This window comes from Paenibacillus sp. Y951 (assembly GCF_056786395.1).
In genome coordinates, this window is the sequence record NZ_JBXCIY010000004.1 from 1 (window position 1) to 25,946 (window position 25,946).

Annotated in this window: 25 protein-coding genes and 1 rRNA gene; 16 read left to right on the forward strand and 10 right to left on the reverse strand. The window is 38.6% G+C overall.

Translation table 11 applies throughout. The features are described from left to right. The 9 genes from AC1TPB_RS06775 to dnaA all read right to left on the reverse strand — a co-directional run. Nucleotides 1–359: ribosomal RNA gene (locus AC1TPB_RS06775) — 16S ribosomal RNA — on the reverse strand; the annotation flags it as partial. A 404-nt stretch (nucleotides 360–763) separates the two neighbouring features. Continuing rightward, a complete protein-coding gene (locus AC1TPB_RS06780) occupies nucleotides 764–1,837 on the reverse strand; it encodes an HD-GYP domain-containing protein (RefSeq protein ID WP_482075800.1) in 1,074 nt (357 codons plus the stop codon). Between the two features lie 32 nt (nucleotides 1,838–1,869). Beyond that, the gene (gene gyrA, locus AC1TPB_RS06785; RefSeq protein WP_482075801.1) at nucleotides 1,870–4,392 is read right to left on the reverse strand and encodes a DNA gyrase subunit A; all 2,523 of its coding nucleotides are present in this window, start codon (nucleotides 4,390–4,392) and stop codon (nucleotides 1,870–1,872) included. A gap of 251 nt (nucleotides 4,393–4,643) precedes the next feature. Then, the gene (gyrB, locus tag AC1TPB_RS06790) at nucleotides 4,644–6,554 is read right to left on the reverse strand and encodes a DNA topoisomerase (ATP-hydrolyzing) subunit B (protein ID WP_482075802.1); all 1,911 of its coding nucleotides are present in this window, start codon (nucleotides 6,552–6,554) and stop codon (nucleotides 4,644–4,646) included. 57 nt (nucleotides 6,555–6,611) lie between these two features. Further along, nucleotides 6,612–6,860: an extracellular matrix regulator RemB gene (gene remB, locus AC1TPB_RS06795; protein ID WP_482063966.1), complete on the reverse strand. Its 249-nt coding sequence runs from the start codon at nucleotides 6,858–6,860 to the stop codon at nucleotides 6,612–6,614. Nucleotides 6,861–6,878: 18 nt separating this feature from the next. Then, nucleotides 6,879–7,991: a DNA replication/repair protein RecF gene (recF, locus tag AC1TPB_RS06800; RefSeq protein WP_482075803.1), complete on the reverse strand. Its 1,113-nt coding sequence runs from the start codon at nucleotides 7,989–7,991 to the stop codon at nucleotides 6,879–6,881. Nucleotides 7,992–8,018: 27 nt separating this feature from the next. After that, entirely contained in the window at nucleotides 8,019–8,234 is a 216-nt protein-coding gene (gene yaaA / locus AC1TPB_RS06805; RefSeq protein ID WP_482075804.1) for a S4 domain-containing protein YaaA, read from the reverse strand. A gap of 81 nt (nucleotides 8,235–8,315) precedes the next feature. Next, nucleotides 8,316–9,458: a DNA polymerase III subunit beta gene (dnaN, locus tag AC1TPB_RS06810; RefSeq protein ID WP_482075805.1), complete on the reverse strand. Its 1,143-nt coding sequence runs from the start codon at nucleotides 9,456–9,458 to the stop codon at nucleotides 8,316–8,318. Nucleotides 9,459–9,624: 166 nt separating this feature from the next. Continuing rightward, nucleotides 9,625–10,971: a chromosomal replication initiator protein DnaA gene (gene dnaA / locus AC1TPB_RS06815; protein WP_482075806.1), complete on the reverse strand. Its 1,347-nt coding sequence runs from the start codon at nucleotides 10,969–10,971 to the stop codon at nucleotides 9,625–9,627. Nucleotides 10,972–11,561: 590 nt separating this feature from the next. On the opposite strand from dnaA, the gene rpmH reads away from it, so the two are divergent. The 12 genes from rpmH to AC1TPB_RS06875 all read left to right on the forward strand — a co-directional run bounded on the left by rpmH (nucleotide 11,562) and on the right by AC1TPB_RS06875 (nucleotide 22,819). Beyond that, nucleotides 11,562–11,696: a 50S ribosomal protein L34 gene (gene rpmH / locus AC1TPB_RS06820; RefSeq protein ID WP_482063961.1), complete on the forward strand. Its 135-nt coding sequence runs from the start codon at nucleotides 11,562–11,564 to the stop codon at nucleotides 11,694–11,696. 108 nt (nucleotides 11,697–11,804) lie between these two features. Next, nucleotides 11,805–12,191, forward strand: coding sequence for a ribonuclease P protein component (gene rnpA, locus AC1TPB_RS06825; protein WP_482075807.1), 387 nt, complete (start codon nucleotides 11,805–11,807; stop codon nucleotides 12,189–12,191). Between the two features lie 132 nt (nucleotides 12,192–12,323). Continuing rightward, nucleotides 12,324–13,124 (forward strand): YidC/Oxa1 family membrane protein insertase, encoded by an 801-nt coding sequence (locus AC1TPB_RS06830; RefSeq protein ID WP_482063988.1) that lies wholly within the window; start codon nucleotides 12,324–12,326, stop codon nucleotides 13,122–13,124. Next, nucleotides 13,121–13,741 carry an RNA-binding cell elongation regulator Jag/EloR gene (gene jag, locus AC1TPB_RS06835; RefSeq protein WP_482075808.1) on the forward strand — a complete coding sequence of 207 codons (621 nt, stop codon included), beginning with the start codon at nucleotides 13,121–13,123 and terminating at the stop codon, nucleotides 13,739–13,741. Before AC1TPB_RS06830 ends, jag begins: the two co-directional genes overlap by 4 nt. Before the next feature lie 95 nt (nucleotides 13,742–13,836). Continuing rightward, nucleotides 13,837–15,216 carry a tRNA uridine-5-carboxymethylaminomethyl(34) synthesis GTPase MnmE gene (gene mnmE / locus AC1TPB_RS06840; protein WP_482076069.1) on the forward strand — a complete coding sequence of 460 codons (1,380 nt, stop codon included), beginning with the start codon at nucleotides 13,837–13,839 and terminating at the stop codon, nucleotides 15,214–15,216. A 13-nt stretch (nucleotides 15,217–15,229) separates the two neighbouring features. Then, nucleotides 15,230–17,119 (forward strand): tRNA uridine-5-carboxymethylaminomethyl(34) synthesis enzyme MnmG, encoded by a 1,890-nt coding sequence (gene mnmG / locus AC1TPB_RS06845; RefSeq protein ID WP_482075809.1) that lies wholly within the window; start codon nucleotides 15,230–15,232, stop codon nucleotides 17,117–17,119. Beyond that, nucleotides 17,119–17,841, forward strand: a complete 723-nt coding sequence (rsmG, locus tag AC1TPB_RS06850) for a 16S rRNA (guanine(527)-N(7))-methyltransferase RsmG (RefSeq protein WP_482075810.1) — start codon at nucleotides 17,119–17,121, stop codon at nucleotides 17,839–17,841. Before mnmG ends, rsmG begins: the two co-directional genes overlap by 1 nt. Before the next feature lie 288 nt (nucleotides 17,842–18,129). Next, nucleotides 18,130–18,954 (forward strand): nucleoid occlusion protein, encoded by an 825-nt coding sequence (gene noc, locus AC1TPB_RS06855; RefSeq protein ID WP_482075811.1) that lies wholly within the window; start codon nucleotides 18,130–18,132, stop codon nucleotides 18,952–18,954. Nucleotides 18,955–19,043: 89 nt separating this feature from the next. Beyond that, entirely contained in the window at nucleotides 19,044–19,817 is a 774-nt protein-coding gene (locus tag AC1TPB_RS06860; protein ID WP_482075812.1) for a ParA family protein, read from the forward strand. Continuing rightward, entirely contained in the window at nucleotides 19,798–20,637 is an 840-nt protein-coding gene (locus AC1TPB_RS06865) for a ParB/RepB/Spo0J family partition protein (RefSeq protein WP_482075813.1), read from the forward strand. Before AC1TPB_RS06860 ends, AC1TPB_RS06865 begins: the two co-directional genes overlap by 20 nt. 127 nt (nucleotides 20,638–20,764) lie before the next feature. After that, entirely contained in the window at nucleotides 20,765–21,910 is a 1,146-nt protein-coding gene (locus tag AC1TPB_RS06870; RefSeq protein ID WP_482076070.1) for an aminotransferase class V-fold PLP-dependent enzyme, read from the forward strand. A 429-nt stretch (nucleotides 21,911–22,339) separates the two neighbouring features. Beyond that, nucleotides 22,340–22,819: a DUF4446 family protein gene (locus tag AC1TPB_RS06875; RefSeq protein ID WP_482063953.1), complete on the forward strand. Its 480-nt coding sequence runs from the start codon at nucleotides 22,340–22,342 to the stop codon at nucleotides 22,817–22,819. 1 nt (nucleotide 22,820) lies between these two features. Here AC1TPB_RS06875 and yyaC read toward each other — a convergent pair whose 3' ends face one another. After that, nucleotides 22,821–23,420, reverse strand: coding sequence for a spore protease YyaC (yyaC, locus tag AC1TPB_RS06880; RefSeq protein WP_482075814.1), 600 nt, complete (start codon nucleotides 23,418–23,420; stop codon nucleotides 22,821–22,823). Between the two features lie 110 nt (nucleotides 23,421–23,530). Between yyaC and AC1TPB_RS06885 the strand changes: the two genes are divergently transcribed. From AC1TPB_RS06885 to ssb, 4 genes are all read left to right on the forward strand, one after another. Continuing rightward, nucleotides 23,531–23,785 (forward strand): putative Se/S carrier protein, encoded by a 255-nt coding sequence (locus AC1TPB_RS06885; protein WP_482063951.1) that lies wholly within the window; start codon nucleotides 23,531–23,533, stop codon nucleotides 23,783–23,785. A 114-nt stretch (nucleotides 23,786–23,899) separates the two neighbouring features. Then, on the forward strand, nucleotides 23,900–24,100 hold the full coding sequence (locus AC1TPB_RS06890) for a DUF951 domain-containing protein (protein ID WP_482063950.1): 201 nt from the start codon (nucleotides 23,900–23,902) through the stop codon (nucleotides 24,098–24,100). A 712-nt stretch (nucleotides 24,101–24,812) separates the two neighbouring features. After that, on the forward strand, nucleotides 24,813–25,097 hold the full coding sequence (rpsF, locus tag AC1TPB_RS06895) for a 30S ribosomal protein S6 (RefSeq protein WP_482063948.1): 285 nt from the start codon (nucleotides 24,813–24,815) through the stop codon (nucleotides 25,095–25,097). Nucleotides 25,098–25,132: 35 nt separating this feature from the next. Beyond that, nucleotides 25,133–25,624 (forward strand): single-stranded DNA-binding protein, encoded by a 492-nt coding sequence (gene ssb / locus AC1TPB_RS06900; RefSeq protein ID WP_482063947.1) that lies wholly within the window; start codon nucleotides 25,133–25,135, stop codon nucleotides 25,622–25,624. Nucleotides 25,625–25,946 lie beyond the last annotated feature (322 nt).

A 25,946-nucleotide genomic window follows, 5' to 3' on the forward strand; every position in this document is an offset into this window, starting at 1 on the left:
TCCCGTAGGAGTCTGGGCCGTGTCTCAGTCCCAGTGTGGCCGATCACCCTCTCAGGTCGGCTACGCATCGTCGCCTTGGTGAGCCATTACCTCACCAACTAGCTAATGCGCCGCGGGTCCATCTACAAGTGACAGATTGCTCCGTCTTTCCCGTTTCGATCATGCGATCAAAACGCGTATCCGGTATTAGCATCCGTTTCCGAATGTTATCCCAGGCTTGTAGGCAGGTTACCCACGTGTTACTCACCCGTCCGCCGCTGAGTTTGAAAGAAGCAAGCTTCTTCCAAACTCCGCTCGACTTGCATGTATTAGGCACGCCGCCAGCGTTCGTCCTGAGCCAGGATCAAACTCTCCATTAAGGTGTTTGACTTGCTCAATTTGTTTCGCTTGTTATTAACAATTTCACGGGGTGAAATTGTTAATGGCAGTTCTTACTCGTTGTTCAGTTTTCAAAGATCAAAGAAGTTTTTCGATGAGCTTGTGCTCGGAAATTCTTCAAGGAAGGTATGCAATGAACTTGCGTTCATGTTATCTTCGTGTTAGAAATTCAAGTGAGTTTCTCATTACATTATGTAAGTTTGAAGCTCGTCTTGTTTTCTTCGTGTGTCTCGCAATCTCTCGCGGCGACAAGAAATAATATACCATAGAACGTAAAGCTATTGCAAGCTTTTTGTCGATAATTATTATAGTTTTTTGTCGAATAAATAAAAACCTCAACATCTAGTTGTTGTTCATTAAACAACGCTAGATGTTGAGGTTTTTTCTATTTTAATACTTCTAATATATATAGATTTCTTTTAACTGTTAAGTTCACAATATCATTATTAATAGATACCCACGGTCTTGTTGGATAGTCTCTTTCGAAAAATACAATCTCGCCAATCCGATTATCACTTAGTTTTACTTTTGTTCCTGTATTGAACTTTGCGACCTTCTCAATAAAGATACGAACATATACAGGATCTAATTTACCAAATGCATCACTTTGGATTTGGTCCATAACTAAGTATGGCGAGATTGGCTCACGATATGCTTTGTTAAGCGTCATAGCATGATATATATCAGCTACTGCAACGATTTTAGAATATGGATGTAACTGCGCCCCATCAAAACCATTCGGATATCCAGAACCATCCACACGCTCATGATGCTGCAAGGCAGCTAACTTAACTCCCTCATTCAATGCTGTAATGTTACGAAGAAGTTGATAGCCAATAATCGTATGCTTCTTCATATCATCCTTTTCAGAATTAGTTAGCTTACCTGACTTAGATAGAATACTTATATCAATTTTTACATTACCGATATCTATCAAAAGGCCAGCTAATGCAATTTGCATCCAATCCTTTTGTGGAAATCCTACCCATTGAGCCAATAAATATGAGGTTAGTGAAGTTAATACGCTTTTGTGCATCATATAATCAATATTGTTACTATATGCTGGTGCAAATGTAATCAGATTATATTCGCGAATATGCTCAAAGATATTACCTAATTGGTTGCGAATATCCATAAGCGGAATTGGCTGATTGGCTAAGATGAGATGTGGAACATTACGGAGCATCTCGACCATTCTATCGTACTCTTTAATAAATGGACTTACTGGAGCTATAACTTTAGCTCCAGCTTTGCCCTCGACTACGTCTTTCTTCTTAACTGGTTCCTCAGCCGTATTCACTGAAATCTGAACTTTACTAACCATAAAGGCTGCTAAAATATCCAAATCTCGTTCTGAGATTACTCTATCTTTAACAAATAAAGTACTTCCTAGTGGAGTGAGGACATCTTCGATCAATTTATCACCCGTCTTAAGCTGATTAATTTTGATAGATGCCATGGGTCCTCTTCCTTTCTAGTTATAGATCTGTATTATGATTGGGTATCTGTAGATTCATCTGAAACTTCCGCTGTTGTGTCCGAATCTTCACTATTAATACCAGTCTCATCATTTTCATCAAATTCTTCATCTTCTGTCTTATCTACACGAGCTACCGTTGCTACTGTATCCTCGTCACGTGTATTAATAAGCTTAACGCCCATTGTATCACGCTTCATAGACTTGATACCGTCCATACTTGTACGAATAAGCGTACCAGAAGCTGTAATGATCATTAGATCCTCTGAATCGTCGACTACCTTCAATGCGACAACTAAACCACGTTCATCCGTTTGATTAATTGTTTTAATACCGATACCACCACGATTTTGCGGACGGTATTCACTTTCAGGTGTACGTTTACCATATCCATTAGAAGTAACAACAAGAATTTCACGATCTGGAACAATAATATCCATATCAATAACTTTATCTTCTTTTACTAATTGAATACCTTTAACACCTGTTGCCGAACGTCCCATAGAACGAACATCTTTTTCATGGAAGCGGATTGACATACCATAACTTGTTCCTAGCATTACATTCTGATTGCCATCCGTAAGCTTAACTCCTATTAGATCATCGTCTTCACGAAGAGATATAGCTATCAATCCAACTTTACGAATATTTACATAATCGCTCAGCGGCGTTTTCTTAACAACACCAAGTCTCGTTGCAAAGAATAGATATTGCTCATCGTTGAATTCAACTACTGGAATAACAGCATTAATAGTTTCACCTTGTTCAATCTGAATAAGATTAATAATTGGTGTTCCTCTAGCTGTACGGCTTAGATCTGGGATCTCATAAGCTTTCATCTTATAAACTTTACCTTTGTTCGTGAAGAACAGTAAGTAATGATGCGAATTGGTTACGAATAAATGCTCTACGAAGTCATTTTCTTTCGTATCCATCCCAACAACACCACGACCACCACGCTTCTGACTACGATATGTAGTTACCGGTAAACGTTTAATATAGCCTGAATGAGTAATTGAAATAAGCACATCTTCTCTAGGAATTAAGTCTTCATCCAATATTTCCTCATCACTAGCTGTAATTTCAGTGCGTCTTTCATCACCGAAGCGAGTTTTAATTTCTTCTAACTCTTCATAAATGATATCTAACACTAGCTGTTCGTCAGCTAAAATAGCTTTAAACTCAGCAATTTTGCGTTGAAGTTCTTCGTATTCAGCTTCAATCTTGTCACGCTCTAGTCCTGTTAGACGCTGTAAGCGCATATCCAAAATTGCTTGCGCTTGTTCAATCGTTAAGGAGAATCTAGAGATTAAGCCTTCACGTGCCTCATCGGCCGTTTGAGAAGCTCTAATTAATTTGATAACTTCGTCTAAATTATCTAATGCTATGCGTAAACCTTCTAGTATATGAGCTCTAGCTTCAGCTTTTTTCAATTCGAATTGTGTACGGCGACGAATAACTTCGATTTGATGCTGTAAGTAATGATAAAGCATATCATGAAGATTTAATGTCTTAGGTTCACCGTTAACAAGAGCAAGCATATTAAAACCAAAGTTAGATTGTAACTGAGTATGCTTGTACAAGTTATTAAGTGTTACGCTCGGATTAACATCACGACGAAGCTCAATAACGATTCTCATACCATTACGATCTGATTCATCTCGTAAATCCGTAATTCCTTCTATCTTTTTCTCACGAACAAGTTCAGCAATTTTTTCAATTAGACGAGCTTTGTTCACTTGATAAGGTATCTCATTAACAATAATACGAGATTTACCATTGTTTTCTTCTATTTCAGCACGAGCTCGCATCGTAACAGATCCACGACCTGTTAGATAAGCTTGACGTATACCTGCGCGCCCCATAACAAACCCTGCGGTAGGGAAGTCAGGGCCTTTAATATATTCCATCAAATCAAGCGGTGTTAATTCAGGATTACGAATAAGCGCTTGAGCACCATTAATAACTTCTATAAGGTTATGAGGTGGAATATTCGTTGCCATACCTACTGCGATACCAGTTACCCCATTTACAAGCAAGTTAGGGAATCTTGCTGGAAGTACGACAGGTTCTCTTTCTTCACCATCATAGTTATCTATGAAATCAACGGTATCCTTATTAAGATCACGCAATAGTTCCATTGCTATTTTTGATAATCTAGCCTCTGTATAACGCATGGCTGCAGCCATATCTCCATCGACAGATCCAAAGTTACCATGGCCTTCAACGAGCATATAACGCATGGAGAAGTCCTGTGCCATACGAACCATTGATTCATATACAGCTGTATCACCATGAGGGTGATACTTACCGATTACTTCACCAACGATTCTAGCTGATTTTTTGAAAGGTTTATCAGGCGACATGCCTAGATCTGCCATCGCATATAAAATACGGCGATGAACGGGCTTAAGTCCATCTCTTACATCAGGCAATGCGCGGCTTACGATAATGCTCATTGCATAATCTAAAAATGATTCACGCATCTCCGTACCAATATCACGATTCACAATTGACGATCTTTGTTCCTCAGCCATGCTTTACCTCCTTGACGTCATATAAATCTTATTCATATAATCCCCAATATTCAACGATAGCAAACAGGAAGATCGAAATTGAATGACGTTCATAATCTATAAGTATCCTGCCGGATAACAATAGTTTTAATTGAAATAACAAACTTTATTATACCATTTATTGTGGTGAGTGTCTTGATGGAAATCTATTGTATTGCACAAAAAAGATGCTATTCAGATTAACTCTATAATTTGAATAACATCTTTGAATGTTAGAAATCTAAATTGTTTACGTATTTCGCATTTTCTTCTATAAATTCTCTACGAGGCTCGACATGATCACCCATCAGTGTATCAAATATTGCATCTGCTTCCATTGCATCTTTAATTGTAACTTGAAGCATTGCTCGACTTTCTGGATCCATCGTCGTTTCCCATAATTGAATGGCATCCATCTCACCAAGACCTTTATAACGTTGAATGTTGATTTTTACACCTTCACCGAATTCTTCTAAAATAACATCTCTTTCTTGCTCGGTTAATGCGTAACGTACAGTTTTACCACGTTCGATCTTGAATAGAGGGGGTTGTGCAATATAGATAAATCCTGCTTCAACAACTTGACGCAAATAGCGATAGAAAAATGTTAATAGCAATGTACGTATATGTGCACCATCGACATCGGCATCCGTCATAATGATCACTTTATGATATCTAGCCTTTTCAATATCGAAATCATCGCCAATGCCAGCACCCAAAGCTGTAATCATTGCTCTGATCTCAGCATTTCCTAGAATACGATCAAGACGAGCCTTTTCTACGTTCAAAATTTTACCTCGCAATGGCAAAATAGCTTGGAAGTGACGATCACGACCTTGTTTGGCAGAACCACCTGCAGAGTCACCCTCTACGATATACAATTCACTAATTGAAGCATCCTTTGAAGAACAATCGGCTAGTTTACCAGGTAATGAACCAACTTCTAGTACGCTTTTACGTCTAGTTAATTCTCTAGCTTTACGAGCTGCTTCTCTAGCTCTTGCTGCTTGTAAACCTTTTTCAATAACTTTTTTCGCTACACTCGGATATTCATTCAAAAAATCTTGGAGCTTCTCAGAGAATAGAGATTCTACAATACCACGAACTTCACTATTACCTAGTTTCGTTTTTGTTTGACCTTCAAACTGAGGTTCCGGAATTTTAACAGAAATAATCGCTATTAATCCTTCACGAACATCGTCTCCAGTGAAGTTAGTATCATTCTCTTTTAACATATTATTTTTACGAGCGTAATCGTTAACGATTCTTGTTAGAGCTGACTTAAAGCCAGACTCATGAGTACCGCCCTCATGCGTATTAATATTGTTAGCAAAGGAATAGATATATTCAGAGTAGCTGGCATTGTATTGCAATGAAACTTCAACATGAATATTATCGCGATTACCTTCAACATAAATTGGTTCTTCATGAATAACTTCACGATGGCGACTTAAATATTTAACAAACTCTATAATACCGCCCTCATAGTAAAATTCTTCCTCTTGGTCATTACGTTCATCTTTAAGCACCAAACGAATACCTTTATTCAAAAATGCTAGCTCACGAATACGAGTTTGTAGTACTTCATATTCGAACTCAACCGTTTCTGTAAATATTTCACGGTCTGGTCTAAACGTAACCGTCGTACCCGTCTCATCTGTGTCACCAACAACTTTAATATCATATTGCGCGGCACCACGCTTATATTCTTGTTGATAGATATGTCCGTCACGCTTTACTTGAACCTTCACATGCTCAGATAGGGCATTTACAACGGAAATACCAACACCATGCAGACCACCAGAAACTTTGTAGCCTTCTCCGCCAAATTTACCACCCGCATGGAGTACCGTCATAACGACCTCAAGCGTAGACTTTTGGAGTTTAGTATTCATACCAACGGGAATACCACGCCCATTATCATTTACGGTAATACTATTATCAGCGTGGATGATAACTTCAATTTGCGTACAGTAACCTGCTAATGCTTCATCGATACTGTTATCAACGGCTTCCCACACTAGATGATGTAAACCTTTTCCGCTTGTAGAACCAATATACATACCAGGACGCTTACGAACTGCTTCTAGCCCCTCTAATACTTGTATCTGGCTCTCGTCATACGAATTTTGTTCCAAAGACATGTACGTTCACTGCTCCTCTCAACTGCTAATGCATCTTAAATCTATTGTTTTTCTATATTATAACGCTGCAAAATGGTGAGCTCTTTTCTTCAAAGTAGACGATGAAATCGGAGAATAAATAACTTTATTCGATGTGACAACGATGCTTTTCGCTTCTTCTTCACCAATGACTTCGACTTCCTTACGATTACGAGCACCCATCACAAACTGCTTAGAAAGCTTGGATGAACTTTCGATCGTAATATCGAAAATAGCTACTACTTCAGATGTTCTCACAATTTTTTCTCCACCTACATGAATATACATGGATGGCTTTCACCTCATTCACGGAGATAAACTCACTTTGCCTTCTTGCACATAATAAATACCCGCATCTTGCAGCTTCTCCATATCAATACTCTCAAGTCCAGTAGTTGTTATGAATGTTTGCACTTTGCTTTGGAAGGTTTCTATTAGCTGTGTTTGCCGATTACGATCGAGTTCAGACAACACATCATCCAAAAGTAATATCGGGTATTCACCGATTTCCTCATGGATAAGTTCGAGTTCTGCAAGCTTTATAGATAACGCAGTTGTCCGCTGCTGTCCTTGTGAACCGAATGTTTGAGCTTCTTTGTCGTTAATATAAAATCCGATATCATCGCGATGAGGTCCAACTAAGGTTACACCTCTCCGAAATTCCTGTTCTTTGACCTGTGTTAACTTTACCATAAATTGATCAAATAACATAGTTTCATCTCCGGAAGCATCGCAATCAAACGAAGGACGATATTCTAACAGAAGCTCTTCTTTGTCATTCGTAATTTCTGCATGAATTTGCTGTGCATAAATTTGTAGCTTATTAATAAAGTGTTGCCTTTTAATCATAATTTTAACACCTAACTGTGCTAGCTGTATGTTCCACACTTCCAGCATAGTCAGATCAGAACGGGCATTACCATTTTTCAATATATTATTACGCTGCTGTAGCACTTTATGATATTGCTGAAGCCAATACAGATAGCCAGGCTGTACTTGACCGATTTCCATATCGAGAAATCGTCTCCGTACCCCTGGCGTTCCCTTCACTATTTCAAGATCTTCAGGTGCAAACATCACAACATTCAAAGCGCCAACATAATCACTTAGTTTCCGTTGTTCAAGCCCATTCAACTTTGCCTTCTTGCCTTTATGACTGTAGCTTAATTCAAGCTTAACTGACCCGTATTTTTTATCAACTTGACCGGTTATATGAGCTGACTCTTCATTCCAGCCAATCAGTTCTTTGTCCTTCGTTGTACGATGTGATTTAGACAAGGCAAGCACGAATATTGCTTCTAGTAAATTCGTTTTCCCTTGTGCATTGGGCCCAAGAAACACATTTACCATATGCGGTGTTGCCAAATCTAAAGATTCATAATTACGATAATTTTGTAACTTAATACTGTTTAGTAGCACCTTTTAACCTCCTGGACTACCTTATCCCTATGAACCTACTATAACAAATTTACCGTGTCCTTCAACCTCTACTTTATCCCCAACGTAAATTTTACGTCCTCTGCGTTGATCCACTTCACCATTTATCAACACTTTTGTCTCAAGTAAGAAAAATTTAGCTTGTCCACCTGTGGATATACAATCAGACAGCTTCAAAAATGGTCCTAAGGCAATATATTCTGTGGATATCTGTACTTCTGTCATCTTATTCACTCCTTAAACTTTTCATAACTTCTTGCTAAAGCTTCCTTGCAATGAAAAGTACTTCGTAAGCACATACTTTTCTTAGCCTGTTGTACGGTAAGGCAATATAACGTAAATGCTGTAATCATGATCGAGTGGACGAATAATGATTGGACGCATCGCACCAGTAAACCCGATCACAATCTTCTCACTATCAATAACTTTTAATACATCCAGCATATATTTTGAGTTAAAGGCAATACGTAATGCTTCGCCTTTATAATCAATAGCCTCAATTTGTTCAATAACACGTCCTAGTTCAGTTGAACTTGAAGAAACCTCTATCATACCATTATCAATTGTCGTTAGCCGAACAATATTTGTTTTTTCTTCGCGTGACATTAGATATGCACGATCCATCGCATCCGCTAAGTTTTTTGTATTCAATACGATTTCAGTTTCAAAAACAGATGGAATGATTTTGGATGTATCAGGATATATACCATCCAAAATACGAGTATAGAACATAATATGATCTAACTTGAATAACACTTGGTTATCTGCAACGACAATATCAATATTAGTATTGTTATCAGGAATAAGCTTAGAAAGCTCATTTAATGTTTTTGCAGCGATAACGATGTTGCCGAATTTATAATCTTCACCAGCATTAACCGTTGTTTTACGACTAGCTAGACGATGACGATCTGTTGCAATAAATTTCAATTCTCCTTGGAATAAATTCCATAGAACCCCTGTAAGAATAGGTGTTTGTTCACTTGTTGAAGCAGCGAGAACCGTTTGTCTAATCATTGACTTAATTAGATCACCGGGCACCTGTAATACATAGTTTTGTTCGATATTCGGTAGAACTGGGAAATCTTCAGGATCAAGACCAACCATTTGAATTTCAGTTGAACCAGATCTAATCAACGTTTGATATTGATTAGATACCTCGATAGATACTTGCTCTGAAGGTAGCTTTTTGACGATTTCTACGACAAACTTTGCAGGTAATACGACACTACCTGGTTTTTCAATTTCAGCGATAATTTGTCCGTTTTGTTCTACGGGGATATAACTTTGAATAGAAATATCAGTATCACTTGCTGTTAATGTGACCGCTTGATGTGTAACGTCGATTTTAATACCACCTAGAATGGGTATGGTTGGTCTTGCTGCAATTGCTTTTGCTACGTTTTGAATGGCTTGATTTAATTCAGTTTTGGCAATGGTTAATTTCATTTGAAAAGTCCTCATTTCGGCGTTTTATATAGATGATATTTATTTAAAATATTAGTAGTAGTAGCAGTAGGGGCACTGAATATGTGGATAACCCCTTGTAATGCGGATAAAACAAGCCTATCCACATGTGCATATCTTGTGCATAGGCTTGTTCAGTTGTTCACAGTTAATTTTTGATTTTTTCAGTAAGGTTTTGAATAATTTTATATAGCTCTTGATCAACTTTTATAAGCTGTGTAATCTTCTCATGTGCATGGATAACTGTCGTATGATCTCGTCCTCCGAAAGCTTCTCCAATCTTAGGTAAAGAATAATCAGTTAGCTCACGAGAGAGGTACATCGCAATTTGTCTTGGAAATGCGATAGCCTTTGTTCTTTTACGAGCTTTGAAATCTTCCATCCGTAGACCGTAAAATTCGCCAACTTTAGCTTGAATATCGTTCATTGTAATCATCCTAGGACGAGAAGAAGGAATAATATCTTTCAAGGCCTCAGCTGCAAGATGCGATGTAATATCTGCATTAATTAGCGATGAATAAGCGACAACGCGAATGAGTGCACCTTCTAGTTCACGAATGTTCGTATCAATCTGATTAGCAATATAGTTCATTGCTTCATTCGGAATGTCTAGATTTTCAGCGCGTGCCTTTTTGCGAAGAATCGCAATGCGCGTTTCCAGATCTGGCGGTTGAATGTCGGTAATAAGTCCCCATTCAAAGCGCGAGCGCAGTCGTTCTTCCAAAGTTGGAATTTCTTTGGGCGGTCGGTCACTGGAAATAATAATTTGCTTACGTTCTTCATGCAATGCATTAAATGTATGGAAAAACTCCTCTTGAGTTTGTTCTTTTCCAGCAATAAATTGAATATCATCGATTAATAGAACGTCGATATTACGGTATTTTGTGCGGAAACTTTCACCTTGACTATCGCGAATCGCGTTAATGAATTCATTGGTGAATTTTTCTGAGGAAATGTAGAGCACCCGCGTATTGGGATTGTGTTCCATAATGTAATGACCGATCGCATGCATTAAATGGGTTTTGCCTAACCCTACGCCACCATATAAAAATAATGGATTGTAGGCTTTTGCTGGAGCTTCAGCTACTGCTAGTGAAGCTGCATGCGCAAAACGGTTGTTTGTCCCAATAACGAATGAATCGAATGTATATTTCGGATTTAACATATTAGGTAGTGTTTGTTCAGCCAAAACGATTGGTGTAGGCTGTCTAGATGGAAAAACAACGGATTGTTCTGCTGATTTAGGTTCACCAATTGAATATTTTATACTGATATTTTGTCCTAAATAGTCATAAAGAGTACTTTTTATTAAATTTGTATATTTGTTTTCTAACCATTCGGCAGCAAATGTTGTTGGTGCGATAATTTCTAGTAATGAATCATCAATAAAGTTAGCTTTAGTGGCCTTAAACCATGTGTCATAACTTGGTTTACTAAGCTTCGTTTGGATGATTGACAATACTTGCTGCCATAAATCTTGAGTATGGCTATCCACAGCTTGTCACTCCTTATCAATAAAAATGCGAATTTAGGAATAGATTGGGTTTATGTCGAAATTGACATTATAAAAGAGAAAGTTGTCCACAATATGCAGAATTTCTACAATAGGAGTTATTAAGAATGGAATATGTTGTACACAATATTATCCACAGGCTGTTAATAACATTGATTAACTTTTAAACAATCCACAACGAAAACATATCTATCATAGCAAAAGATGTGCGGTATTTCAACGAATTTAAGTAAATTATCCACAATGTCAATAGGTTGTGTATAAAACTTATCTACAACACAAGATATTGTTTGTAACATGTGTAAAGTTCGACAGTTATCGCAAAACGCTAAATTTAGTATCCACAGGTTGTTAAAAACATTAAATAGATTACACTACTTAGTTATCCACAATAGTAACGAAAGCTATTCACTAGAAAATCAGAATAGGAAACGGTTACCTGTCGTCATTTTATTGACTTTTATGTCGTGACATGGTTTAATAGTAAAAGCGTATTTTTTGATAACTATTGGACGTATATCTTCTAGGAGATCACTACGTTTGAATAAGAATCTCATAGGAGGTGCAGCATAATGGGTCCTACATTTAAACCGAATGTAAGCAAACGTGCTAAAGTACATGGTTTCCGTAAACGTATGAGCAGTAAAAATGGTCGTAAAATTTTGGCTACTCGTCGTCAAAGAGGAAGAAAAGTGCTAAGCGCATAATTCAAAAGACCACAATTAGGTGGTCTTTTTTTTATGCTTTTGTATGCTGAATTGCAGAAAAATTGGAAATACTGATATTGGAATTTAGAGAAACGGTGGCGATGGAAGATGCGCAGAAAGTTGCGTCTACGTAATCGTGAGGATTTCGGTCGCGTATATCGTGGAGGAAAATCATTTGCTAATGGTCAATTCGTTGTATATTGGTCGCGGCAGCCTATAGCAGAACCATTCCGGCTAGGGATATCTGCAAGTAAGAAAATAGGTAATGCTGTTATTCGTAATCGCATGAGGCGTATTATTAAGGAAATTGTTCGTCATAGGGAGCAAGAAATTGCTCAAAATGTTGATTTCATTATAATAGTAAGAAAGCCAGCCGTTAGCATGTCCTATTCCGAGCTTGATCGGTCAATCCACCATGTGCTACGTAAAGGTGGATTGCTTAAAAACAGCAAGCCTAATTCCCCAAAACGTACTACGATATCAAAGAAAAGTTGAAGCTTTCTTCATTTGGACATAAACTTGCCCAATATTGCATTTCCATTATAGTTAACTCGTATTTATTTGTGGAATAAATTATGGTATAGTCTAATTTGAGGTAAATGTACTAGCTCTCAGAGAGGAGATTTCATCTTGTTTCGTAACAATCGGAAATGGATTTTAATTGTAGGTTTATTGCTTTCGATAAGCTTACTATCAGGTTGTATGCCTGAGGTTGATAATACGAAAACTACTGAGGACTTGGTTCACGGTAATTTTTGGGAGAAGAATGTTGTTTATTACTTCGCTTTAACCTTGGATGCTTTCGCAAAATGGTTTGGCGGTAGTTATGTGCTTGCAATTTTGTTACTTACTATTATTGTGCGTACAATAATTTTACCATTAACATTAAAGCAGTATCGTAGCTCCAAAGCAATGCAGGCGTTACAGCCACAATTAGCGGAATTAAAAACTAAGTACAAAGACAATCCTCAAAAGCAACAAGAGGAAATGATGAAATTGTACCAAATTAACGGAGTTAATCCATTGGCGGGTTGTTTGCCGCTGATCGTGCAAATGCCAATCTTTATTGCTTTGTATAATTCGATCTATTGGAATCCGGAACTTCGTGAGACGGCATTGTTTGGTTTGTCTTTGAATGAGCCAAGCCCATGGTACTTCTTGCCGCTATTAGCAGCATTAACAACATTTATTCAAACGAAGATGATGCAAAAAACACAGCAACAGCAAATGCCAGGCATGTCTATTTTGCTAGCTGTCTTCCCGGTTATGATTTTCGTAATGTCATTGTCTTTCCCAATGGCACTACCATTATATTGGGTATTCAGTAACTGTTATACAATTGTTCAAAATTACTTCTTATATGTACTTCCAGCCCGTAAGGGGAATGACAAGAACGGGAATGGTAAGAAGGAGGTTCTTGCGAAATGACAAAAATTCTTGCATCAGGCAAGACGATAGACGATGCGGTGAAAAACGGTTTAGCGCAAATGCAAGTTACAGAAGATCGTGTGAAAGTTGTTATCGTTGAACAACCTTCAAGAGGCTTTTTAGGATTGATTGGTTCAAAGGAAGCTAAAGTCGAGCTTGAATTAATTCCAGATTCTAAAGAAGAAGCGGAAATCTTTATTCGAGATGTTGCGAAAGCGATGGGACTTGATGTTCAATTGACTTGGCAACAATCGAAAGATGGAAAACTACTTTCTATTGCTTGTGATGGGGACGTCGGTATGATAATCGGAAAACGTGGACAAACGTTGGATGCATTGCAATATCTGGTCACTATTGTAGCGAATCGTTATTCGGATAACCACATTAGAATCGTTTTAGATGCACAGAATTTTCGAGAAGGTCGTCGCAAGAGACTAGAAAGTCTTTCTGATCGATTGGCAGGTACTGTTATTCGTACGAGAAAAGAAATTGTTCTCGAACCAATGGTATCGCATGAACGAAAAATTATTCATTCACATCTTCAAGGCCATGCGAAAGTTAGAACTTTCAGCAAAGGGGACGAGCCAAATCGTCGCATTGTCATCGCTTTGAAATGATCTGCTCGTAAGTATATAGGTAAGATAGAATAGAGGTGCAGCAATGACTCCAAGAGGTCATTGCTGTTTTCCGTTTATGAGAGGTGTAACTAATGATTGAACAAGATACTATTGCAGCAATTGCTACCGCTGTCGGAGAAGGCGGGATAGCTATTATTCGTGTAAGTGGACCACAAGCAATTGCAGGCGTAAATCATATATTTTCATCAAAGCAACCATTAACTGAGGCACAGTCACATACGATTCATTATGGACATATTGTCGATCCCGCAACAGGTGAGCAGGAAGAGGAAGTGTTAATCTCAATAATGAGAGGTCCTCGTTCATTCACAGCTGAGGACGTTGTTGAGATTAATGCCCATGGCGGTGTTATCGCAGTTGCGCGTGTAATGGATTTGCTACTGCAACAAGAAGATATTCGTATCGCCGAACCAGGTGAATTTACTAAGCGTGCTTTTCTTAACGGTCGGATCGATTTGATGCAGGCTGAAGCGGTCATTGATCTAATCCGTTCGAAATCAGATCGTGCATTTGCAGTTGCTCGTAAGCAAGCCGAAGGCGTACTTTCGCACAAGATCAAAGATTTGCGTCAAAATGTAATAGAATTGTTGGCGCATATTGAAGTAAACATCGATTATCCAGAGCATGATGTCGAAGCGATGACAAGTAACTATATAAGAGAACAATGTGAGAAAACGATCGTTGATATTGATAAATTATTAAAGACAGCTAGTGAAGGTAAAATATTACGTGAAGGTATACTTACAGCGATTGTTGGTAGACCCAATGTTGGGAAATCTTCACTTATGAATACATTGACGCAAGAAAATCGAGCAATTGTAACCGATATTCCCGGCACAACGCGCGATGTTATCGAACAATATGTTACACTTAATGGGATTCCATTGCGCTTATTAGATACAGCAGGCATTCGTGAGACGAATGATGTCGTTGAGAAGATCGGAGTAGAGCGTTCACGCGATGCAATTGTTGAGGCAGATCTGATTCTGTTCATGCTGAGCGGTAACGAACCGTTGCAGGCGGAAGACAAGGAGTTGCTATCTTCATTAGCAGGACGTTCTGTTATCGTTATTGTGAATAAGACTGATTTGGAGCAACAATTACAATTGGATGAAGTTATGCCTTTCCTTCATAGTGGTTCTCTTGTTAAAATGTCTATGATAAAGCAAGAAGGATTAGATCAACTTGAAGCTGCCATCAGTGGCATGTTCTTTGAAGGCAAGCTTGAAGCGAATGATCTTACGTATGTTAGTAACGTTCGTCATATTTCCTTATTGAAGAAATCGAGGCAGTCCATGCAGGATGCGATTGAAGCAACGTATATGGGAATACCGATTGATGTGATTCAAATAGATGCACGATTAGCATGGGAAGCTTTAGGTGAAATCTTAGGTGATGAAGCCGGAGACTCCTTAATTGATCAAATTTTTTCCCAATTCTGTTTAGGTAAGTAAGGAGGTTGAAATAGTGGGTTATCAAGCGAAAGAATATGATGTTATTGTCGTTGGAGCTGGTCATGCAGGTTGTGAGTCGGCACTTGCTTCAGCGCGTATGGGTTGTAATACGTTATTGCTAACGATTAATTTGGATATGGTGGCGTTCATGCCATGCAATCCATCAATTGGAGGACCTGCTAAAGGGCATGTTGTTCGTGAAATAGATGCTCTTGGTGGTGAAATGGGCCGAAATATCGACAAAACATATATTCAACTTAGAATGCTTAATACTGGTAAAGGTCCTGCTGTTCATGCCTTGCGTGCACAGCTTGACAAGTTTTTATATCAGCATGAGATGAAAAAAACAATAGAAACAACACCAAACCTGACGTTACGTCAAGGTATGGTTGAGGATTTAATGATCGAGGATGGCGTATGTGTAGGGGTTATTTCGCAAACAGGTGCCCAGTATCGCGCTCAGACGGTTATTATTACGACGGGTACGTATTTGCGTGGCAAAATCATTATGGGCGAACTGATGTATGAAAGTGGACCTAACAATCAACAGCCGTCCGTCAAGCTTGCTCATTCTTTAAAGGAGAATGGTTTAGAATTAATTCGCTTTAAAACGGGTACACCTCCACGTGTAAATGGTGAAACGATTGATTTTTCTAAAACAGTCATTCAACCTGGGGATGATAATCCCAAGTTCTTTTCCCATGAAACGACAGAATCTAATATTGAACAGCTTCCTTGTTGGTTAACGTACACATCTGAGGAAACCCATAAAATTATTAATGATAATATTCATCGTGCCCCTATGTATTCGGGTGCAATAGAAGGAGCAGGACCAACGTATTGCCCTTCTATCGAAGATAAAATTGTGCGTTTTGCAGATAAACCTAAACACCAAATTTTCTTAGAGCCAGAAGGTCGTAATACACACGAATATTATATTCAAGGACTTTCAACGAGTATGCCTGAAGAGATTCAATTGCAAATGGTTCGTTCTGTACCAGGGCTTGAAAATGCACAGGTGATGCGTAACGGTTATGCTATTGAATATGATGCGGTTGTACCAACTCAATTATGGCCAACGCTTGAAACGAAGAAAATTGCTAATTTATTTACAGCGGGTCAAATTAATGGTACTTCTGGCTATGAAGAAGCAGCTGCGCAAGGAATCGTTGCAGGTATTAATGCGGCTCGTAGAGTACAAGGTAAGGAAGCTATCGTTATCCAACGTTCACAAGGATATATCGGTGTAATGCTGGATGACCTTGTTACAAAAGGAACGAATGAACCTTACCGATTATTAACTTCGCGCGCAGAATATCGTCTACTGCTAAGACACGACAATGCAGACCTACGCTTAACGCCGCTTGGTCATGAAATTGGATTAATCAGTGATGAGCGTTATGCGAAATTTATTAGTAAGAAAGAAATGGTTGAGAAAGAAATTGAGCGGTTATCTGAGACCAAAATAAAACCAAGTGATGTAAAGGATGTTTTGGATGAAGCGGGATCAGCGGAGTTAATTCACGGGGGTAGTATTATTCTCCTACTTCGTCGTCCGGAAATATTGTATAGTCATCTAGAAAAAATATCACCTTCACCGTATGAACTGACGGAGGAAATGAAGGAGCAAGTTGAAATTCAAATTAAATATGCTGGATATATTGATAAGCAGCTTCATCAAGTTGAGCGTATGGCCAAAATGGAGCGTAAACTCATTCCAGATACCATTGTATATCGAGAAATTAATGGTATTTCGAATGAAGCGAAAGCGAATCTTGAAAAGATACGTCCATTATCCATTGGGCAAGCTACGCGAATTGGTGGGGTAACACCAGCAGATATTTCAGTGATGCTTATTTACTTGGAGCATTATAACCGAGTAACAGCAGCGAAAGGATCATAATGGATCAGACAATACAATGGTTTACAGAGCAATTACAATCTCACCAGATTTCATTGAATGAGCAACAACTCACTCAGCTAGAACGATATTATGAGCTATTAGTGGAATGGAATGAGAAGATGAACTTAACAGGCATTACGGAACGTGATGCTGTATACGAGAAGCATTTTTATGATTCGATTTCACTTGCTTTCTATGTAGATATGAATAGCAAACGTAATATTGCGGATATTGGTTCGGGCGCTGGGTTTCCAAGTATTCCCTTAAAAATTGTATTTCCACATCTGCAAGTATTAATAGTAGATTCATTGAATAAGCGAATTGGCTTCCTGAAACATCTTGTGGAGCAGTTGGGGCTGCAAGATGTTCAATGTGTTCATGGCCGTGCGGAGGATATTGCGAGACTGCCACAATATCGTGATTCGTATGAGTTAGTTACCGCTAGAGCTGTTGCTCGACTAGCTGTACTTAACGAGTTTTGCTTACCGTTCGTCGCAACAGGAGGCGTGTTTGCTAGTATGAAGGGTGCGAGCCTATCAGCAGAGCTTCAAGAGGCGAAATTGAGTCTTAGAGAACTAAAGGGCATATTGATTCAGGAGCATGAGCTACAGCTCCCTAACGAACGCTCAGAGCGTCATATCGTTTGCATTCAGAAGATGCATCCGACGCCACAGAAGTATCCACGTAAAGCGGGTACACCATTGAAGGAACCATTAATTTAATTGAATGTTTCACGTGAAACAATTCTAGTGTATTCATCGTTAGCACTTACAGTGTATAATAGCAACTAACAGCACAATCGTTAGTTGCTATTTTTATTTCATAGATAATTTGTAGAAATAGCAGGATTCTAGTGAGAGATAGTCGAATTATTCTATAATGAGTATGCGTTCAAAATATTATTGATTGAATTTTAATATGTGCGGGTTATTGACCTATTAGTATCTTCTATAGAGTTGTAAGATTACTATAGTTGGTTTTCATCACATGATTGGGTGGTTATAGTCAATATGAAAGATCAAATTTCGAAATTGTTCGGATTTAATGAACAGAAATCTAGCCATGAAGATGTAAAATTAATTCCGGTTACTGAAATTGTAAGCAGCCCTTTTCAACCAAGGACTATTTTTGATGATGAACGGATTGATGAGTTATGTCAAACGATTCGGACTCATGGTGTTATTCAACCGATTGTCGTGCGAGTTAGAAATGATAAGTACGAAATTATTGCTGGAGAACGTAGATGGAGAGCAGTCACGAAATTAGGTCAGGAATCGATTCCGGCAATTATTCGAGAATTCAATGATTCTCAAACGGCATCCATTGCTTTGATTGAAAATTTGCAACGTGAAAACTTGACCGCTATTGAAGAAGCGGTTGCATATCAGCGCTTGATTGAACTGCATACGTTAACGCAGGAAAGCTTAGCTCAACGGTTGGGTAAGAGTCAATCTACGATTGCAAATAAGCTACGATTGCTAGGATTGCCTGAAGTCGTGAAACAATCATTAATGGAGCGTCAAATTACTGAAAGACATGCTAGAGCATTGTTGTCACTTGATAGTGAAGAGCTGCAATTGAAGGTTCTTCAAGATATTAACAAAAATGAACTGAATGTAAAACAAACGGAACTACGCATTGCGTTTCTGAAAGAATTGACGAAACCGAAAAAAGCAAAACGGATTTCATTTACTAAAGATGTGCGTTTGGCACTTAATACGATTCGCCAATCGATTGAGATGGTATCAGGTTCTGGTCTTGAGATTAATACGAAGGAACAGGATCATGAAGATCATTATGAAATTATTATTAAAATTCCGAAAAATTCAAAATAAACTTGAAATATAATAAAGAAAACGCTGCCACCTCTCAATGGAGGTGGTAATGCTGTTTCTTCAATAGTATCACACATGAGGTGAGAGAAATGTCTAAAATTATCGCGATAGCAAATCAAAAGGGTGGAGTAGGGAAAACGACGACTTCAGTCAACTTATCAGCTTGTCTTGCATCGCTTGGTAAAAAAGTGTTGTTGATTGATATTGATCCGCAAGGGAATACAACGAGTGGTCTAGGTATTAACAAAGGTGACGTTGCTAACTGTATATACGATGTGCTAATTAATGAAGTAAACCCGAAGGAAACGATTCTTGCAACAGCTGTTCCTGGTCTTGATATTATACCTGCAACGATTCAGCTTGCTGGTGCTGAAATTGAACTTGTTCCTACAATTTCGCGCGAACAACGATTGAAAAAAGCTATTACGGCAGTTAAAGATCAATATGATTATGTGATGATTGATTGCCCGCCTTCGCTTGGTATTTTAACCATAAATTCTTTAACGGCTGCTGATTCTGTGCTTATTCCTATTCAATGTGAATATTATGCACTGGAAGGATTAAGCCAGTTGTTAAATACCGTTCGTCTAGTTCAGAAACATTTGAATACATCATTACAAATTGAAGGTGTATTGTTAACGATGCTAGATGCAAGGACGAATCTTGGACTTCAAGTTATAGAAGAAGTGAAAAAGTATTTTCAACAGAAGGTTTATCAAACTATTATTCCAAGAAATGTGCGTTTAAGTGAAGCTCCATCGCATGGACAAGCGATTATTTCGTATGATCCCAAGTCCAAAGGTGCTGAGGTTTATCTTGAATTGGCTAAGGAAGTGATATCTTATGAAAAAGTCTCTAGGTAAAGGGCTAGATGCATTGTTTCAACCTGTTGAAAGTGAAGAGGTGCTTCGTCTTAACCTTACAGATATAAGACCGAATCCGTATCAGCCTCGGAAAACATTTGATGATGAAACGATAAAAGAACTTGCTGAATCGATAAAAGAACAAGGTGTCATACAACCGATTATTGTTCGTCGTGTATTACGTGGATTTGAAATTGTAGCAGGTGAACGACGTTTTCGTGCTTCGCAGTTATGCGGAAATGATAAAATACCGGCTGTAGTTCGCGACTTGGATGATGCTAAAGTAATGGAGATTGCTTTGATTGAAAATCTACAGCGTGAAGATCTGAATGCTATTGAAACAGCGGTAGCATACGAGGCGTTAATGGATAAATTTAAATTAACGCAAGAAGAGCTATCATTGAAGGTTGGTAAATCCCGTTCTCATATCGCGAACTTTGTGCGTTTGCTAGCATTACCTGAAAGTATAAAGGATTATGTTTCACGTGGAACAATGTCAATGGGACATGCAAGAGCAATTGTAGGTGTGAAGGATCAGAACATCCAACTAGACTTAGCTGAGCAAGTAGTGGAGAGTAATTGGAGTGTTCGTGAACTAGAAGATGCAATAAGTGGAATGAATGATAAAAAAACGATTCCTGCTAAAAAAGAAAAAGTTAAGAAGAAGGATCCGTTCATTATTAGTATTGAGGCAGAATTACGTGAAAAGTTCCAAACAGGCGTGAAAATTAAGCAAGCTAAAAACAAAGGTAAAATTGAACTAGAGTACTATAGTAAGCAAGATTTGGAGCGTATATTGGAAATGCTACAAATCCAATAATTAACGGTGAATAGGGTCGTATAAGATGGCATATCTAAGTTGTAATCTTTTGTATAAAGGATTAAACTTAGATATGCCATTATTATGTTTACTGGAGGGATACGGATTGTCAGAGCAACAACAATATATGTATTTTGACCATGCAGCAACATCTTGGCCAAAGCCTGAAGCAGTCATCCAAGCTGTAACACATGCTTTAGTTCATGATAGTGCAAATCCAGGTCGTGGAAGTCATGCGATGGCAGTACGTGCTAGCCGAGTACTGTTTAACGGGAGAAAACAACTTGCAAAGTTGTTTGGCATTAAAAATCCGAATGATATTGCGTTTACTTATAATACGACGATGGCGCTAAATATGGCTATTAAAGGTTTTGTAAAAAGCGGTGACCATGTCATCGCAACATCTGTAGAGCATAATTCAGTAAGAAGACCACTCTATGAATTAGAAGAAAATCATGATGTAGAAGTTACATATATCGATGCGGATGAAGAGGGTCATATCGATATGACCCATTTGAAACAAAGCTTCAAAGAAAATACGACATTGATTGTCGTTAATCATAGCTCGAACTTGCTTGGTACAATAATGCCATTAGAGGAAATTAGTGAAATTGCCCATAAGCAAGGAGCAAAAGTTTTAGTTGATGGCGCACAAAGTGCAGGGATAATCCCCATCGATGTAGAGGTTATGGGGATTGATATGTTAGCATTTCCTGGCCATAAGGGGTTATTAGGTCCACAAGGGACAGGTGGGCTTTATATCGCGCCTGACATCGATTTGCAACCGCTTCTGCATGGTGGAACGGGTAGTCAATCAGAGGCTGCTTATCAGCCGCTAGTGCGTCCTGATCGGTATGAAGCTGGTACGCAAAACACTGCGGGTATAGCTGGGCTAACAGAAGGTGTTAAGCATGTTCTTGCGATAGGAGTAGAGCAAATCTATGCACAAGAATGGGAGCTAGCACAGCAATTGTTAAAGGGATTACAGGAGATTGAAGGCGTACAGTGCTTAGGTCCACAACTTGGTGAGCCACGAACGGCAATTGTTGCATTTAATATCCCACATATTGACCCTTCAGAGTTGTCATTCATTCTAGATCAACATTATAATATCGCTGTTCGTGCAGGTTTTCATTGTACGCCAACTGCACATCAAGTTGCAGGTACAACTGAACGAGGAGCAGTACGAGCGAGTATCGGATATGGTACAACGAAGGAACAGGTAGACGTGTTTATCGGTGCCATTGCAGAAATAATAGCACAATACGGCTAGAGGTAGTTCAAAAAGCGGGCTTTGATAACGATGGGGATGCTGACGTAGGTTATTCGGCATCGCATTTGAAACGAACTTGGAAAGTACGGTTCGCGTGTACCAAACACGTACACTTGCGCTTCCGCCTTTCTCAAGTAGCGTCTCAACTGCTCGGCTTGCGAAAGCCCACTTTTTGAACTTTTATTTGAAGCTTCGGGCATTTGGCCGCTTGTGTACTCGTACCGTACACGTTACTGGGTGTTGTTTCATTGTTAGGAACTGACAAGCGAGTGTTATGAACTTTTATTGGAGGCTTCGGGCAGATGCTCGCTTGTGTACTTGTACCGTACACGTTGCTGGGGGTTGTTTCATTGTTGGGAACTGACAAGCGAACTTGCACATTTAGAAATATAGAACATGCATATATGAAGCATAGGGGAGCGAAATGTAGTGGATTGGTTGACGGAGAATGTTGGGTTAATTGTAATTGTTCTTATAGCTATGGTACTTATCCAATGGATAATGATGCTGAATCTTGGTGGTAAGCTGAAAAAACTAAGAAAGTCATATGTTAATGTGATGGAAGGCGCAGGCGTAGAAAATCTTGAGGGCGTTATTACGTCATTGAAGGAAGAACAAAAACTACAAAATGCTGAACTAGAGCAAGCAGCACATCGTATTGCCAATGTTGAGGCTAGAATTCCACAACAAAAGAGTAATATAGCGATTAAGCGTTACAATGCATTTTCTAATACAGGTAGTGATTTGAGTTTTTCTGTAGCTATTACGAATGATCAGAAAGACGGAATAGTGTTAACAAGTATTCATAGTCGTGATGGCGCCTATATTTATGGCAAGCCAGTGGAGAAGGGGACTTCTCAATACTCATTAACACCTGAAGAACAAGAAGTTATTAATACAGCAAAATAATTTACAAGTTGAACTCAGACAAATTAAATTGTTGTTCAACTTCGGAACTATTGCGAGAACGTTTTGCAATAGAATGATATAAACATTGTGCAATAATGTCTGCCATCGACATAACAAGATGAAGTCGAGTATTTTGCAACACGAAATACTCCATAAATCCACCAACATTCACTACACCGGTAATATGCATATTACCAACAGGCGGTAGCTCTTTATTAACACCTGCGCCGGGCCTGACTGGACCTAGATTTACTTGAATAAAGCCTACACTTGATGCTTGACCTAGGCAGGCATCAATTCCGATAATGAAGGGATTACGGTAGCTTTTTTGAATCGTATCCATCGTTTGCGTGAGGTTAAGTGCATGCACAGGTTCAGCTATTGAGCCATACACCTGCATAAGTGTAGATCGATATTTAGCTAGATGGGTGCCGACTAAAGGACCCAAACAATCACCCGTTGAACGATCCGTTCCAATACATACAATTACAATCTCTTGCCCGGGGGATGCGTATTGTAATAGAGTAAGCAACTCTTGTTGCAGTGCACTACGCACTAAAGGGGACTTATGCGATATTTTTACTGCTGAGTGATTAGACATTGTTTCTTGTAAGTTTCCTTTCTTGAAACAAATTATATAATACTAGTATGTAGAGAAAATAAAGGATTTATACTTGTAGTAGAGAATCATGAAAGGGGATTATCGGCATCATGGTAGAAAGTAATCTATTATTAATCGCTTTTGATTCTACACAGCAAGCATTACGGGCGGAAATGTTACTAGAATACGCAGATATTGAAATCGATATTTGCCCCACACCGAAGGAAATTACGGCCGGTTGCGCACTTTCTATTCATTTTCCGTTAGAAGATCTGAATACAGTTCAGCAAATTATTATGCAAGAAAATGTAGAAGTTAGAGGTATATTTGAAAAGGCTGAGCATGATTACAGATTGATTGATTAATATTCGTCGGCGAATAATGGTAACTACTTGCATTATATTATGTGAATTGCGAAACAATGTGCAGAAAATCTAACACATATGCAAATTGTAAATTGAATAGAGGGAGGGATTGTAATGGAGCGAAAGCAATTTGAACTTGGGGATATCGTTCTAATGAAAAAAGTACATCCCTGTGGATCAAGTGAAATGGAAGTTATCCGCATGGGGATGGATATCCGGATGAAATGCGTAGGATGTGGACATAGCATTCTGATCCCTCGTGCTAAATTCGAGAAAAATATGCGCAAAGTTGTAAGACAGGGTAAGACAGAGTAAGGTTAAAGTTATGGATTATAAAACAAATGTTATGCGAATATTAGATTAACGGAAAATACAATATAACCATTACACCTATGCCGATACAGATGCTATAAGTGGAATAGAGGTAGCAATAATATTGGGTGAGAATCCAGCACTATCATTAACTTAAGCTGTATCGCGCACACAAGGAATTATTCCATCATTAGATGGGAAAAAGACCCTACCACTAAGATAATCTTAGCAATAGGGTCTTTCTTAGCGTGACGGCTAATGATAGTGATGTTACACTTCATCTTCTGTAAGAAAAGATACATATTACGCTAGTAAGAACGAGCTCAGCATAAGCCAAGCGGTTATTCCACTAATTGTAATGACCATTATTGCGTGGGCAATAATGTAATCCTTCCCTTGCTACATTTAGCGAGTTGAAAAGCTTTTATCCTTTGCACCTATTAAGTCCAATGGAATCACACCTCTCTTCACCGTCAATAATAATATGTACATAATGATTGTCTAATATACATGAAAAATTAAAATGTTATTCATGCTTCTGAAAATGAACGTTAAAAAGCTTGCCTGTCAGCATCATGATCACTGGCAAGCTTTTTTAACATCCTATAGATAATCTTGTATTTGTCTATAATATTTGTTATACTAGGCAGATGCGAGTACACACTCGCTCCTTGCTCCATTTATGGGGCCGTCAGTCCAAAGGGAGGTGAAATAAATGCGCAAATATGAAGTGATGTACATCATTCGTCCGGATGTTGAACAAGAAGCTGTCCAAGCTCTTGTTGAAAAGTTTAATGGAGTTATCTCCAACGGTGGTGAGGTTACAAAATCCGATGTTATCGGAAAGCGTCGCCTTGCGTATGAAATCAACAAACTTCGTGAAGGTCATTTCGTACTAGTACAATTTACAGCTACTGCTGAAATTGTTAACGAGCTTGATCGTGTAATGAAGATTGCGGATGAAGTTATCCGTACGTTGATCGTAAGAGATGTAGCTTAAGAAGTCTCAAGGTTTCGATTGGGAGGTCGTAAAAAATGTTGAACCGTGTGATATTGATCGGAAGATTAACGAAGGATCCAGAGCTACGCTATACCCCAGCAGGTGTTGCTGTTACTCAATTTACGATTGCTGTTGATAGACCGTTTTCTTCTGCTGGCGGAGAGCGTGAAGCGGATTTTATTCCAGTGGTAACGTGGCGCCAATTAGCGGAAACTTGCGCAAACTATTTGCGTAAAGGTCGTTTAACTGCAGTTGAAGGACGCATTCAAGTGCGGAATTACGAGAACAATGAGGGCAAGCGTGTGTATGTTACAGAAGTAATTGCAGACAATGTTCGCTTCTTGGAATCCAATCGTGATAGTAGTCCTCGTGAAGAGGGCTCTAGCAGTAATAATGGTGGCGGATATAACGCAGATGGCGGAGCTCCGACTAATCGTCCTGCTCAAGCCCCACGCAGTACCAATGTTGATCCATTCAAGGATGACGGACGCCCTATTGATATTTCTGAAGACGACTTACCGTTTTGATGCACTGACAATTTTGAATTTATGTTACAAGTCACTTTAACCCTTGCTGATGCAAGGGTTCTTTTTTTGTCTATTGATGGATAAGGGGATGGAAAAATCAATGATTATATGTATATAAGAGAAATTTAATTACATTAAATAATAATTTATAGAGGATTTTTATGACTGATCAATGTGAAAAACTGTGGAGATAAGTTTATTGAAGGATAAAATATTTGGTAATGGATGTGCGAATGTGAAGGATATGAAACTACGCTATGGGTAATATGCTCCTCGCTAACAGTTACCCACAAGTTGATAACTGTTAGCGCATAAACAATTA

Coding starts and splice junctions, on each gene's coding strand:
- AC1TPB_RS06865 (WP_482075813.1), top strand. CDS start 19,798: ATGAAAAAGTCTCTAGGTAAAGGGCTAGATGCATTGTTTCAACCTGTT.
- ssb (WP_482063947.1), top strand. CDS start 25,133: ATGTTGAACCGTGTGATATTGATCGGAAGATTAACGAAGGATCCAGAG.
- yaaA (WP_482075804.1), bottom strand. CDS start 8,234: ATGACAGAAGTACAGATATCCACAGAATATATTGCCTTAGGACCATTT.
- AC1TPB_RS06780 (WP_482075800.1), bottom strand. CDS start 1,837: ATGGCATCTATCAAAATTAATCAGCTTAAGACGGGTGATAAATTGATC.
- AC1TPB_RS06885 (WP_482063951.1), top strand. CDS start 23,531: ATGGTAGAAAGTAATCTATTATTAATCGCTTTTGATTCTACACAGCAA.
- AC1TPB_RS06870 (WP_482076070.1), top strand. CDS start 20,765: ATGTATTTTGACCATGCAGCAACATCTTGGCCAAAGCCTGAAGCAGTC.
- AC1TPB_RS06890 (WP_482063950.1), top strand. CDS start 23,900: ATGGAGCGAAAGCAATTTGAACTTGGGGATATCGTTCTAATGAAAAAA.
- rpsF (WP_482063948.1), top strand. CDS start 24,813: ATGCGCAAATATGAAGTGATGTACATCATTCGTCCGGATGTTGAACAA.
- jag (WP_482075808.1), top strand. CDS start 13,121: ATGACAAAAATTCTTGCATCAGGCAAGACGATAGACGATGCGGTGAAA.
- dnaN (WP_482075805.1), bottom strand. CDS start 9,458: ATGAAATTAACCATTGCCAAAACTGAATTAAATCAAGCCATTCAAAAC.
- gyrA (WP_482075801.1), bottom strand. CDS start 4,392: ATGGCTGAGGAACAAAGATCGTCAATTGTGAATCGTGATATTGGTACG.
- gyrB (WP_482075802.1), bottom strand. CDS start 6,554: ATGTCTTTGGAACAAAATTCGTATGACGAGAGCCAGATACAAGTATTA.
- AC1TPB_RS06860 (WP_482075812.1), top strand. CDS start 19,044: ATGTCTAAAATTATCGCGATAGCAAATCAAAAGGGTGGAGTAGGGAAA.
- rpmH (WP_482063961.1), top strand. CDS start 11,562: ATGGGTCCTACATTTAAACCGAATGTAAGCAAACGTGCTAAAGTACAT.
- rsmG (WP_482075810.1), top strand. CDS start 17,119: ATGGATCAGACAATACAATGGTTTACAGAGCAATTACAATCTCACCAG.
- remB (WP_482063966.1), bottom strand. CDS start 6,860: ATGTATATTCATGTAGGTGGAGAAAAAATTGTGAGAACATCTGAAGTA.
- rnpA (WP_482075807.1), top strand. CDS start 11,805: ATGCGCAGAAAGTTGCGTCTACGTAATCGTGAGGATTTCGGTCGCGTA.
- noc (WP_482075811.1), top strand. CDS start 18,130: ATGAAAGATCAAATTTCGAAATTGTTCGGATTTAATGAACAGAAATCT.
- yyaC (WP_482075814.1), bottom strand. CDS start 23,420: ATGTCTAATCACTCAGCAGTAAAAATATCGCATAAGTCCCCTTTAGTG.